Origin of the sequence: Streptomyces sp. 71268 (genome assembly GCF_029392895.1) — a bacterium.
In the GTDB taxonomy this organism is placed as follows: Bacteria; Actinomycetota; Actinomycetes; order Streptomycetales; family Streptomycetaceae; genus Streptomyces.
In genome coordinates this window covers 4,248,751-4,261,295 of sequence record NZ_CP114200.1, presented here as the reverse complement: position 1 = coordinate 4,261,295, position 12,545 = coordinate 4,248,751, and the positions used below count along the sequence as shown (strand labels likewise).

Here is a 12,545-nt window from a genome sequence, read left to right as displayed (position 1 = left end):
CGAGTTGGTCGGCGACGCCAACGTGTCCACCTTCATAGCGGGCGCGGCAGAGCGCGAGGTGTGGGCCCGTCGCATGGATCGCCTGGCCATACCCGAGGCACCGCCCTCGGAGCCCGGCGGCTGAGGTACCGAGCGTGGGCCGCCCCTAGCCCTTCCGTCTGGTTCCAGTACCACCCGCGCCAACCCACGCCCACACCCAGCTCAAGCCCGCGCCGCACCCAGCCCACGACCCAGCCCCGCGCCCACTGCGCACCGCTTCGCCCGCAGGTTCCGTCCGGCATCATGGGAAGGCATGAGACCTACGAACGTCCCGCCTGGTCCGCCGGGCGGAAACGGTGGGAGCGGGGCCGGGGGGTACGGGCCCGGCGGGCGGCGCGTCGACAGTACGGAGAGCGCCGTAGCCGCTGTGCTGGCCGTCGCGGAACGGTACGGCCGCCAGGCCAACGTGGAGCACTCCATCGGGGCAGACCAGTCGGGCCGCCGCCTCGCCGCCGGGGCGTTCTCCGTCGCCGACCCGGACGGCTCGCTCCCACACGAGGCGTTCATCGAGATCCCGGGGCGGCCGACCGTACAGATCCACACGTTCAGCGAGGGCGACGCGAACATCACGCTGGACACCGTCGAATTCACCGGCGTCCCGCGCGAGCAGGCACCCGCCTTCCTCGACGCCGTCTTCGGCGGCCGGGCCTGGATACGCACGCGGTTGTTCCCGGCCTCCCAGGTGCTGATCGTTCCGCTGCCCGGCGACGTCACGTACAAGGAGCCGGTCCTGGGCACGGGGAACCTCACCCCCTGGCTGAACAGCATCATTCGCTGAGGCGCAGCCCGGCGGGATGGCGCGGCCCCATGCGAGGGGCAGATGGGGCGGGCCCACGCGTCAGGCCAGGCCTCACGAGCCAGGCCACGGGGGTCGCGGGCCAGGCCGGGAGCCGCGGGTCGGGCCGGAGGCCGCGCGGGGCCGGGGCGGCGGGCGAAAGGCGCGCGCCGGGGCTGGGGGCGGCCGGTCGACGGGTCAGTGCGGGGGGCGAGAGGAGGCGACGGGAGAAGGGAGGAGGAAAGGAAAGGTCGACGTCAGAGGCCCGGCGCGCCCCATACCGGGAACCAGCGGCCCAGGTCCTTCTCGATGCGTAGGTCGTCGGTGAGCAGGGCGCGGATCTGGAGTTCGAGTCCGTTGTCCCGCTTGCTGGTCGCGTCGGGCAGTGGGGCGAAGGGGTAGAAGGTGCCGCGCTTGTAGAGGTAGACAAGCGCGAGAGGGCGGTCCCGTGCGTCGCGGAAGCTCAGCAGCGAGCAGAGGAGTTGCGGCCCGAACCCGCCGTCGCGCAGCGTCGTGTTGACCGCGTGCAGGTCGTTGACCAGGGCGGCGGTGTCGTCCGGGGCGTGTCGAGTGAGGAGCCAGGTGAAGCCGTAGGCGTCCTGGCTGAACTCGACCGGAATGCCGCCGCGCTCGGTGTCGGCGTCGAGCAGGTCGCGTACCTCGCGTTGGAGGCCGGCGAACGCGCCGCCCTCCACGCTCGCGAAGCAGACCGAGCCCTGGCCGGTCGGCGTGAACCCGGCGCCGGACTCCAGGGTGATCGCCGCCGATGGCAGTGCGAACAACTGGTCGAGGTTCGGGCGGGCCGGCTTGCTGCGGCCGAGCAGGGTGTCCAGGAAGCCCACGAAGATCGTCCTTTCAGAGGCGGGAGCGGAGGGCGGAGGAGGAGGCGGAGGGGGCGGGGGAGGCAGGGGGGCAGGGGGGCAGGACGGAGAGTGGGAGACCAGCACCACCGACACGCCGCCACGCCACCCACGCCCTGCCCCGCCGACACCGTGAGCCACGCATCGGCCGCCCGCCCCCCGCTTAGGGGCTGGCCAGGCTGCGACCCGAAGCATGGCGAACGGGATGAATGGAACGAACGGAGCGAAGGGAGGGTCGGGGGCGGCAATCAGGGTCGGCCGAGCTGTGCGGAGATGCGTCCGAGCTGGTCCAAGCGTTGCTCCAGCGTCGGGTGCGAGGACAGCAGCTTGCTGAGGCTGCTGCCGGAGAAGGCGGGGGCGAAGTAGAACGCGTTGTACGGCTCGGCCTGCCGCAGGTCGCGGGTCGGGATGCGGGCCATCTCGCCGGTCACCTTGGTCAGCGCGGCGGCGAGCGCGGAGGGGCGGCCGGTCAGCAGGGCGGCGGCGCGGTCCGCGGAGAGTTCGCGGTAGCGCGAGAGCAGCCGGGTCAGCAGAAAGCTGATGGCATAGACGACGGCGCTGACGAGCGGGATGACCAGGAGGGCGACGCCGAGGCCGTTGTCCCTGTTGTTGCCCCGCGTGAGTCCGCCCCACAGGGCGATCCGGGTGATCAGTCCGGCCAGTACGCCGAGGAAGGAGGCAATGGTCATGACCGCGACATCGCGGTGCGCGACGTGTGACAGCTCGTGCGCGATGACCCCCTCCAGTTCCTCAGGCTCCAGCCGGCGCATCAGCCCGGTCGTGGCACAGACCAGCGATTTCTGTTGGCTACGGCCGGTGGCGAAGGCGTTCGGTACGTCGCTGTCGGCTATAGCCACCCGGGGCTTGGGCATGTCGGCGAGCGCGCACAGCCGGTCCACGGCGCCGTGCAGTTCCGGCGCCTGCTCGGGGGTGACCTCGCGCGCGCCCATGCTGAACGCCGCGATCCGGTCGCTGAACCAGAACTGGGCGATGAACATCCCGCCCACGAGCAGCACGATCAACGGCCACGCGTTACCCAGCAGCGCCACCAGGACGCCGACGAGGACCACGTACAGCAGCCCGATCAGGAACATGGTGCTCACCATGCGAGTGGCCAGCCCGCGGTCCGGCGCGAATCGCGTACGTGACATAAGCCCCTCCTCTGCGCTCTCTTACGATTCTCCCCCTTTGCGGGGTATTCGTGAGATAAGTGCAGACCCTCGGGCGCCGCGAGCGGGGGTGCGACTCCGGAACGAAGAAGGCGCGCGACCGGTCGTACGGAGCCTCAGTGGGTCCGGGCAGGGCGTGCCACCAGCCTCGCGCGACCAGGCAACCGCGCAGGTCAACGCGGGTGTGATGGGAGTCGAGAAGGGGAACGTCGGCTCCGGTCCAGCAAGCCCTGCGCCGATCAGGGGACGAGGCGCGCCGCTTCTCCCCCGAGCGGAGCGCTCGGCCGGCCGCTCAGGCCGGCCGGCCCAGGGGCGCGGCCCAGCCAACAGGCGCGGGCACGGGGCCGCGCCGGCCCGGGTCGGCGCCTGGGCGCAGCCGGGTCGGCGCGGGACAGGGCGTGTTCCGCCGTGAAGCGGCGGAGACGGCGAAGGGGTGGGGGGCGTGAGGGCAGTGGGGGTTGTGGGGGTAGTGGGGGTAGTGGAGGGGGCGGGGTCAGGTGGCGCGGAGGAAGGCGCTCGTGGCGACCTGGCCGATCATGCGCAGCCGGGTGTCGCCCGCGAGGCGCTTCTCGGTGGCCTCGCGCACGCCGGCCCACCGACCGTCCCCGTAGTCGTCCATCACGATCACCGCGCCCGGCGCGGCCACCTGCTCGGCCCACTCCAGGTCGTTGGCGACCCCCTCGAACGAGTGGTCGCCGTCGATGATCAGGACGCCGTACTGCCGGTCGGACAGTTCCTCGCGTACGGCGGGGTCCTCCGAGAAGCCCCTGCGCAGTCGCAGCCGCGCGTCCTCGACGCCGGCGTACGCGAGGTTGGCGCGCACCACCGCCTCGGTGACGGGGGTGCCCGACGGGTCGGACGAGATCTCGAAGCCGGGCTGGAGCTGCACGGGTGAGAGCGGGTCGACGATGGTGAGCTGGTACGGGAGCCCGGCCCGTAGCAACTGGCGGGCCATGCCACCGGCGAACAGCCCGTACAGCGTGCCGATCTCCAGGATCTCGCCGTTCGGCGGGTTGAGCAGCGGCGTGGCGGCGAGCTTGCCGAGGATGTTGCGGGTGGAGCCGGCGATGCGCCCGACGCCACGGTTCTCCAGCTCCACCAGGGTGCGGTAGGCCAGAACGGTTTCCCTGTACGCGCCGTCGCGTCCGGTCACGACGGCGATCTGGGCAGCGAGTTCCACGATCTCTTCGCGGCTCGGCTGCCGGTCGGTCAGCCTGCCGTCGCGCCCGAGCAGCAGGTCAGTGGAGTGCGCGCGGCGCAGCTCCTCGCGGAGGACGGTGAGTTCACGGCGGGCTGAGCGAAGCTTTCTGTCAATGCGCTGGTCGAGCTGGTCAAGTACGGGCCGCAGCGCGCGACGGGCGGAACGGGAAGCGATCAGAGTGCTGTGGAACTTCACACAGCGGACCCTAGGTGCGCGCCCCGGCGCTGTGAAGCCGTGTCAGCCAGCCGTTGAAGGTCGTCAGTCAGACGAACTACATGGTCAGCGCCTGTCTTTCGGGCGTTCACCAGGCGTTGCCTGTACCGCCACCCGCCGGCCACCACGCGAGACGGGCTGTCCCCGAGCCGTACTCCCGCCCCGCCTCGCCGCTCGCACGGATGCCCGACGCCCCCCCTCGGAGTCACCGGGCTTCAAGCCGCCACGACCCGAGCCGCCACCGCCCAAGTCGCGCCCACCCGAGCCACCGCACCCCCGATCCGCCATGCCTCCCAGCCGATACGGCGCCGCGATCCGCCTCCCTAGCCGTTGAGCTGGGCCAGGCCCTCCGTCGCGATCTTCTCGAAGACCGCGGGGTCGGCGGCGAAGACCGAGTCGGGAATCGGGGCGTGCAGCACGATCTCGTCGAAGCCCAGCTCCGCGTGCGCGCCGGCGAAGTCCACGAACGCCCCTACCGAGTCCAGCGGACGGTCCGGGGTGAAGCCGGTGAGCAGGATCTTGTCCAGCTCGCCGACATCGCGGCCGGCCTCCGCGCACGCCTCGCCGAGCCGCCCGACCTGTCGTCCGATGGCGGCGAGCGAGTCGGCGGCGGTGGCGTCCTCCGCGAGCTTGGGATCGCCGGTGGTCACCCACGCCTGCCCGTACCGCGCGGCGAGCCGCAGTCCGCGCGGCCCGGTCGCGGCCACCGCGAACGGCAGCCGGGGGCGCTGTACGCAGCCGGGTATGTTCTGCGCCGCACCCGCCGCGTAGTACGCGCCCTCGGCGGTCACCTCGCCCTCCGAGAGGAGCTGGTCGAGCAGCGGCACGAACTCGCCGAACCGCGCCGCCCGCTCACGCGGCGACCACGGTTCCTGGCCGCCCCCCAGCAGCGTCGTCGCGTCGAACCCCGAGCCACCCGCGCCGATGCCCAGCGTGATCCGGCCGTCGGAGATGTCGTCGAGCGTGATGAGTTCCTTGGCGAGCGTCACCGGGTGACGGAAGTTCGGCGACGTGACCAGCGTGCCCAGGCGTATGCGGGAGGTCGCCGCGGCGGCGGCGGTCAGTGTCGGGATGGCGCCGAACCACGGGCCGTCGCGGAAGGTCCGCCAGGACAGGTGGTCGTAGGTGTAAGCGGTGTGGAAGCCGAGGTCCTCGGCGCGCTCCCACTCCGCACGACCACCATCGGACCAGCGGCGGATCGGCAGAATCACGGTGCTCAGTCGCATGCGTCGAGAGTAGGGGCCGGGTACGACACTCCGGTACGCCGCCCGCGAGCCGCGCCACCCCCCTCCCGTCGCCGGCCACCACCCACGACACCCCCACGCCACACGCCTCGCACCCGCCCGCCAACCGGCCGCCAGACCGCCCGCCAACCCGCTCACCCACCGCCAGGCCACCCGCCGACCCACCCACCGACGCGCGCGCCACCCCACCCAGACCACCACCCCCACCCAAACCACCAACCCCACCCAGGCCGTCAGCCGGGTGCCCAGACCGCCACCCGGACACCCAGGTCGTCAGTCCTCGTCGAGCGCGCCGGTGGCCGGCGCGGGTAAGCCGAGCAGGTCGCGCATCGACCGTGCCGCCCTGACGGCGGCGTCGGCGCAGCAGTTGTTGAAGAGGACGTGGACCTCGTCCGCTCGCTCGGCCAGCGCGTGGACGCGGGGCGTCCACTCCGACAGTTCGGCGGGCGTGTAGTCGTGGCGGAACCTGTCCTCCTTGGTGCCGGTCCCCCAGGCGTCGCTGCGGCCGTGGAAGCGTACGACCGCGAGTTGGGGCCGGGTGACCCGCGCGACCGGTGGGACGGAGGTGGGCAGCGTCCGCGCCATGTCCACGGCCACCGCGGCCGCGTCCAACTCCGTCAGCAGGTCGGCCGTCGCGGCTTCGCGGCCCTCCTGCCACCAGCCGGGGTGCCGGAACTCCACGGCCATCGGCCAGCCTGCCGCGCGTTCACGGCACCGGCGCAGGTACGCCTCCGCCGACCTGCCGGGCGCGAGGTGGGGCGGGAACTGGAAGAGCACGGTCCCCAGCCGTCCGGCGTGGCGCAGCGGTTCCAGCGCTCCGCTGAACCGGCTCCACGCCTCGTCCAGCAGCCCCGGGTCGGTGCCGGCCCGTGGCCCCTGTCGGGCGAGCGCCGGACGCAGGTCGGCCGGCAGCGCGCCGGCCCGGGTCGGGTGCCCGGTGAGCAGGGAGAACGCCTTGACGTTGAAGCGGAAGTCGGCCGGTGTGCGCGCGACCCAGAGCTGGCTGTTACGCGCGCTGGGCAGGCCGTAGTAGGTGGCGTCCACCTCCACCACCGGAAACTGGCTGGCGTAGTGCCGCAGTCTGCCCTCCGCGTCCCGGTGACCCGTCGGGTACCAACCGCTGGCCACCAACGCCTTGTCCGTCCACGAACAGGTGCCGACCCGTATCCGTCCCATGCCGCCCGTCTTCCCCGGCCCCGGCCGCGCCAACGTCCCCCGACGCCCACCGGTCCCCTCTGCCCCACCACTGCCCCGCCCGCCAGGGGGCGCGCGCAGGCCCCGGCGCGCCCGTACGCACACCAGTGCGGGGCGATGCGGAAGGATGGCAGGCGTGACCCCAGCTACCGAGCAGCAGCCCGAGCCCCCCGCGACCGACGGCGCGGCCGCCGCCCCCGTGGCCGACGGCGCGCCCGCCGTCCCCGTGCCCCCCACCGTGCCCCGGCTCATCGCGACCGACCTCGACGGCACCCTGTTGCACGACGACAAGTCCGTGTCCGATCGCACCGTCGCCGCCCTGGCGGCCGCCGAGGCCGCGGGCATCGACGTCTTCTTCGTCACCGGTCGCCCGGCCCGCTGGATGACCGTCGTCAGCGACCACGTACACGGTCACGGCCTGGCCATCTGCGCCAACGGGGCGGCCGTCGTGGACCTGCACCAGGGTCCCCGGTTCGTCCGCGTGCGCCCGCTGCTGCCCGACGACGCGCTCGCCGTCGTGCACGCGCTGCGCGCCGCCGCGCCGGGTACCGCGTTCGCCGTCGAGCGCACCGGTGGCATCCACCACGAACCGCAGTACCCGCCGCTCTCGTTCGACGCCGCCCTGACGCTGGGCCCCGTCGAGAAGCTGCTGTCCGAGGACGCGGACCAGGCGGAGCAGCCCATTCTCAAGCTGCTCGCCTACCACCCCGACCTCGCCCCGGACGAATTCCTCGCCCTGGCCCGCGCGTCCGCCGGGGCGCACGCCTCGTTCACCCGCTCCAGCCCCAGCGCCCTCCTGGAGATCAGCGCCCTCGGCGTCAGCAAGGCCAGCACGCTGGAGCAGTGCTGTGCCGAACGCGGCATCACCCGCGACCAGGTGATGGCCTTCGGGGACATGCCCAACGACGTGGAGATGCTGACCTGGGCCGGCATGTCGTACGCGATGGCCAACGCGCACCCCGCCGTCCTCGCCGCGACCGACCGACACACGCTGGCCAACAACGAGGACGGCGTGGCGGCCGTCATCGAGAGCGTGCTGAACCGCTGAGGGGCCGGCCGGGCGCGGCGGGAGCGGGCCGTCGAGCCCGTCAGGACAGCGGCGCGGCCTCCCCCGCCCGCTCGTGCTCCGTCCCCCCGCTTCGCGGCGTGCCCGTACCGCGCGCCCGGCGGACCAGCGTCAGCAGCGCGACGACGCACGCGGCGCCGAGCAGGATGCCGAAGGCGACGGTGAGCGCGGTGGTGTAGCCGTGCACGGTGGCCGCGGTCGGCGTGGGGTGTCCGGGGCGGGCCAGGTACGAGGCGGCGGCGCTGGCCGCGACCGTGTTGAGCAGGGCGGTGCCGAGCGCCGCCCCGAGTTGCTGGGCCGCGTTGTACGCCGCCGACGCGGCCCCGATCTCGTGCCACCGCATGTCCGCCGTGGCCAGGCTGGCCGTCGGGGGCATGACACAGCCGAGGCCCAGCCCGGTGAGGACCAGCGCGGGCGCGAGGTAGAGCGGCAGGATGTGCGCGCTGTCCGCCGTCAGCCAGGTCAGCAGGAACATCCCGGCCGCGGCGGCGAGCAGCCCCGGCACGATCAGCGCGGCGGGCGGCACGCGGCCGTGCAGCTTGCCGGCGATGAAGGTGGAGCCGACCAGGGCCGCCACGGCGTTGATGATCAGCGTGAGACCGGCCTCGACCGGCGAGTACCCGAGCACCGTCTGCGTGTAGTAGCTCATGAACAGGTAGAAGCCGAACATCGCGACGAACATCAGGGTGATCGCGGCGAACGCGGCGCCGCGGGCCCGGTGCGCGAGCACGCGCGGCGGCAGCAGCGGGTGCGGGACGCGCGCCTCGACGGCCGCGAACGCCGCCAGCATCAGCACCCCGCCGACCAGCAGCGCGAGCACCCTGACCGACGCCCACCCGTGCGGCTCGGCCTCGTTGAAGGCGTAGACGAGGGCGGCGAACCCGCCCGCGCTGAGCAGGGCGCCCGCGACGTCGAGCCGTCCCCCGTCGCGGACCGGGCCCTGCCCCGGCACGAGGGCCGTGCCGCCCACGGCGAGCAGGGCCAGCGGCACGTTGATGTACAGGCACCACCGCCAGCTCGCGTACTCCGTGAGCAGCCCGCCCGCGACCAGGCCGAGCGCCGAGCCGGCGGCGCCGACGGCGGCGAACACGCCGAAGGCGCGGCCCCGTTCGCGCGGGCCGGTGAAGGTGATCGTCAGCAGCGAGAGGCCGGCCGGCGCGAGCAGCGCGGCGAACACGCCCTGCAGGGCCCGCGCCGCGAAGAGCAGTTCGGCGTTGGTCGCGGCACCGCCGAGCGCGGACGCGGCGGCGAAGCCCAGCAGGCCGACGCGGAACGCGCGTCGGTGCCCGAGCGCGCCGCTGACCCGCCCGCCGATCAGCAGCAGTCCGCCGAAGGCCAGCGCGTAGGCGGTGATGGCCCACTGCCTGCTCGCGTCGGACATGTCGAGCGCGCGCTGCGCGGACGGCAGCGCGATGTTCACGATCGTCCCGTCCAGGACGACGAGGAGCTGGGCCGTGCTCACCGCCAGCAGCGTCCACCAGCGCCGCCGCCCCGCTGAGGCCGGCTCCCCCGACGTTTCTTCCATGATCCACGCACCGCCTAACAGTGTTCGGAATTACCTAACGACGTTAGAGACGCCGAACAACGTACTACACTGGCCCGACCGGTCATGGCCTCCGAGGCGACCGCACCGGCCGGCGACCATCCCCGGCCGGGGGCACGGGCGGAACCATCCGGCCGACCACGGCGGCGGCGGGCCAGGCAGGACAGCGGACCCGCAGACGACCGGCGCTCCGGTGCGGCGGCGGAACCGGTGGGACAGCGGAACGGCTCGGGCGACTGGGCGGCTGACGAAAGTGGGACACCGTGGGTGAGGCGCGCGGCCAACGCGGCGGCGGGGACGTACGGAGCGTGTGGTTGCGGCCACCGCGCACCTCGCGCGGCGAGCCCCCGCTGTCCCGCGCGCGCATTGTCGAGGCCGCCGTCGCCCTGCTCGACGAGGAGGGCATCGACCGGCTCACCATGCGGCGGCTCGCGGAGCGCCTCGCCGTCATGGCCCCGTCGCTGTACTGGCACGTCGACACGAAGGACGACGTCATCGACCTCGCGGTGGACGCGATCTTCGGCGAGGCGCCCCTGGCCGCGGACCGGACCGGGGACTGGCGGGCCGACGTGACCGCCGTACTGACCGCGTGGCGCGCCGCGCTGCTACGCCACCCGTGGGCCGCCGCGGTCCCCGCCCGCCGTCGGCCGACCATCGGCCCGCACTTCCTGGCCTGGATGGAGATGCTCCAGGCCACCCTGGTGCGCGCGGGCTTCACAGAGAAGGGCCTGTCGGCGGCGACCTGGGCGCTCTACAACCACGTGATGGGCTCGGCCGCGTCCGAGACGGCCCTGCGCATCACGGACGAGGAACGCCGGTTGGGTCAGGAGCAGTTGCGGGCCAACAGCGACCGGTACCCGACCCTGGCGGAGCGCGGCTACCTGTACGACGACGACTGGGACGGCAGCTTCACCACCGGCCTCGGCTACCTGCTCGACGGCCTGGAGGCCCAGCTCAGACAGGCCCCTTAGCCCGCCCTCGGGCGTCTAGCCCCCCGACCTCCCGCGTTCCCCGGCTCGCCGGGCTGCTGGACTGGCAGGCGGGTTCGCGCCCGTCCCCCGCGCCCCGCCGCGCACCCGACCTCGCGTACGCCCCACCCGCGCACGCCCCCGAACCCACCCGCACGCCCGACCAGCCACCGGCGCTCACTCGCCCGCGACCCCGGCCCCGGGCCCCGGCCGCGACCCCGCCCCCGGCCCCGGCTCAGAGCGGCGCCTCCCACACCACGGTCGTCCCCCTGCCACCACCACCGCCACCGCTCTCGCCCGCGCCACCGGCACCGGCACCAGCACCAGCACCAGCACCAGCACCAGCACCAGCGGCACCCTCGCCGCCGCCGGAGGCCGCTCCCGCCGCGTCCCCGCCCCGGGCGAGGCCGGGCCCGTAGCCGCTGGAGCCGCCCAGCGCCTCGGCGCGGCGGGCCAGGTTGCGCAGCCCGCTGCGCCGGCCGCCCTCCGCGATGCCCACGCCGTCGTCGGAGACCGTCAGGCGTACTCCGTCGCGCCCGTCGGGCAGCCGCACCGTCGCGTCCACGACCACCTCGATACGTGAGGCACGGGCATGCCGGAACGCGTTGGACAGCGCCTCCCGCAACGCCGCGATCAGGTTCTTCCCGGTCAGCTCGGACACCCGGGCGTCCACGGCGCCCACGAACACGGCCGACGGCTGGAAGCCCAGCGGCACGGCCGCCGTCCCGATCTCCCGTAGCACCCGAGTCCGCAGTCCGGCCGGCGCCTCGGTCGGGCCCTGTTGGAGGGCGAAGATCGCGGTGCGCACCTCCTGGATGGTGGCGTCCAGCTCCTCCACAGCCTTGCCGATCTTGTCCTGGACCGCCGGCACGATCGCCTTGCGCTGCGCGCCCTCCAGCATCATCCCGGTCGCGAACAGCCGCTGGATGACCAGGTCGTGCAGGTCGCGCGCGATCCGGTCGCGATCCTCGTACACCGCGAGCCGCTCCCGGTCCCGCTGGGCTTCGGCGAGGACCAGCGCGAGGGCGGCCTGCGCGGCGAACTGCGTGGCCAGGGTCCGCTCGGTCTCCGTGAACGGACGCGCGCCGCGCTCGCGGGGCGTGGTCAGGATGCCCAGCACCCGGGAGCCGCTGCGCAGCGGCAGCATCATGCTCGGCCCGAACCGCTCGGAGATGCTCGTCGTCATACGCGGGTCGGTCGCCGAGTCCTCGACGAAGATCGGGTCACCGCCCATCAGGTGCGGCACGATCGGCGCCTGGGGCGAGACGACCGTGCCCAGCAGGCCCATCGGCTCGTCGGCGTCCACGGCCACGATCTCCAGGCCGCCGGCCTCGGTCGGCAGCAGCACGATGCCCGCCGTCGAGGCCGCCAGCCGCCTGGCCTTCTCGGCCACGACGACCAGCGCGTCCTCCGCGTCGTTGGCGGACAGCAAGGCGGTGGTGACGGCGACCGAGCCGTCGATCCAGCGCTCGCGCTGCCGGGCCTCCTCGTCGCGGCGCGCGTTGATGATGGCGAGCGCGGCCTCGACCGCGAGCACCCGCACCAACTGCCGGTCCGACGCGCTGAACGGGCCACCGTCGTGCTCCGCCAGGTAGAGGTTGCCGAAGCTCTCCCCCTGGGCCCGGAGCGGCACCGCCAGGAAGGTGCGCATCGGCGGCCGGCTGGCCGGGAAGCCCGCCGCGTACGGGTCGTCCGTGAGGTCACCGAGCCGCACCGGCTCGGGCGGCTCGGCGAGCCCACTCGGCAGTCCGGGCGCCCCCGCCTCCCCCTCGTCCGCCAGCGCCGCGAGCCGCTCGCGGACGTCGGCGCCTACGCCGTACGAGACGAAGTCGGAGAACCGCGTGCCCGAGGCGGTCAGGACGCCGATGGCGGCGTACCGCGCGTCGACCAGTTCGGCGGCGGTCTGCACCAGCCGGTCGAGCGTGACGTGCAGGTCGAGGCCGGCGCCGACCGAGCGCATCGCCTCCAGGAGGCGCGGCACGCACGCGGTCAGCTCCGCTGGCAGGCCGCGCAGGCCGCGGGTGGCGGCGGTGGCGGCCTCCAACGGGTCGCGCGGCCCGCCCCCCACCGCGCCCCGGGCCGCGGCTCCCGTCGCTTCCGCTTCCGCTCCGGCCGCCGCTGCCGTCGGGCCGGCTGATTCGCTGGGCTCGGGGGCCCCCGTGACTGCCATGGAGGCGAGCGTAGTTAGTCCCTTTTGGCAGGGAAAGTGTCAGCTTCGGCCCGGTGTCGGAGCCACCTCCCTGGCCCCCTCGTCCAGCGGCTCCCGACCGCCG

General features: G+C 73.8%; 10 protein-coding genes. 3 read left to right on the top strand and 7 right to left on the bottom strand.

Going from position 1 to position 12,545, the window contains the following annotated elements:
• Positions 1-406: 406 nt before the first annotated feature.
• Positions 407-817 carry a hypothetical protein gene (locus tag OYE22_RS16410; RefSeq protein ID WP_277321102.1) on the top strand — a complete coding sequence of 137 codons (411 nt, stop codon included), beginning with the start codon at positions 407-409 and terminating at the stop codon, positions 815-817.
• A gap of 254 nt (positions 818-1,071) precedes the next feature.
• On the opposite strand, the gene OYE22_RS16405 is transcribed toward OYE22_RS16410, so the two are convergent.
• The 5 genes from OYE22_RS16405 to OYE22_RS16385 all read right to left on the bottom strand — a co-directional run bounded on the left by OYE22_RS16405 (position 1,072) and on the right by OYE22_RS16385 (position 6,677).
• The gene (locus tag OYE22_RS16405; protein ID WP_277321101.1) at positions 1,072-1,656 is read right to left on the bottom strand and encodes a hypothetical protein; all 585 of its coding nucleotides are present in this window, start codon (positions 1,654-1,656) and stop codon (positions 1,072-1,074) included.
• 266 nt (positions 1,657-1,922) lie between these two features.
• Positions 1,923-2,825, bottom strand: coding sequence for a zinc metalloprotease HtpX (gene htpX, locus OYE22_RS16400; RefSeq protein ID WP_277321100.1), 903 nt, complete (start codon positions 2,823-2,825; stop codon positions 1,923-1,925).
• 511 nt (positions 2,826-3,336) lie between these two features.
• Entirely contained in the window at positions 3,337-4,239 is a 903-nt protein-coding gene (locus OYE22_RS16395) for a class I SAM-dependent methyltransferase (RefSeq protein ID WP_277321099.1), read from the bottom strand.
• Positions 4,240-4,580: 341 nt separating this feature from the next.
• A complete protein-coding gene (locus tag OYE22_RS16390; RefSeq protein ID WP_277321098.1) occupies positions 4,581-5,483 on the bottom strand; it encodes an LLM class flavin-dependent oxidoreductase in 903 nt (300 codons plus the stop codon).
• A gap of 291 nt (positions 5,484-5,774) precedes the next feature.
• Positions 5,775-6,677 carry a DUF72 domain-containing protein gene (locus OYE22_RS16385; protein WP_277321097.1) on the bottom strand — a complete coding sequence of 301 codons (903 nt, stop codon included), beginning with the start codon at positions 6,675-6,677 and terminating at the stop codon, positions 5,775-5,777.
• Positions 6,678-6,822: 145 nt separating this feature from the next.
• Here OYE22_RS16385 and OYE22_RS16380 point away from each other — a divergent pair, with 145 nt between their 5' ends.
• Complete coding sequence (locus OYE22_RS16380) at positions 6,823-7,743, top strand: Cof-type HAD-IIB family hydrolase (RefSeq protein WP_277321096.1); 921 nt, start codon at positions 6,823-6,825, stop codon at positions 7,741-7,743.
• Positions 7,744-7,783: 40 nt separating this feature from the next.
• Here OYE22_RS16380 and OYE22_RS16375 read toward each other — a convergent pair whose 3' ends face one another.
• Complete coding sequence (locus OYE22_RS16375) at positions 7,784-9,286, bottom strand: MFS transporter (RefSeq protein WP_277321095.1); 1,503 nt, start codon at positions 9,284-9,286, stop codon at positions 7,784-7,786.
• Positions 9,287-9,567: 281 nt separating this feature from the next.
• On the opposite strand from OYE22_RS16375, the gene OYE22_RS16370 reads away from it, so the two are divergent.
• Positions 9,568-10,275 carry a TetR/AcrR family transcriptional regulator C-terminal domain-containing protein gene (locus OYE22_RS16370; RefSeq protein WP_277321094.1) on the top strand — a complete coding sequence of 236 codons (708 nt, stop codon included), beginning with the start codon at positions 9,568-9,570 and terminating at the stop codon, positions 10,273-10,275.
• Positions 10,276-10,507: 232 nt separating this feature from the next.
• On the opposite strand, the gene OYE22_RS16365 is transcribed toward OYE22_RS16370, so the two are convergent.
• Entirely contained in the window at positions 10,508-12,316 is a 1,809-nt protein-coding gene (locus OYE22_RS16365) for a GAF domain-containing protein (RefSeq protein ID WP_277324168.1), read from the bottom strand.
• Positions 12,317-12,545: the final 229 nt, after the last annotated feature.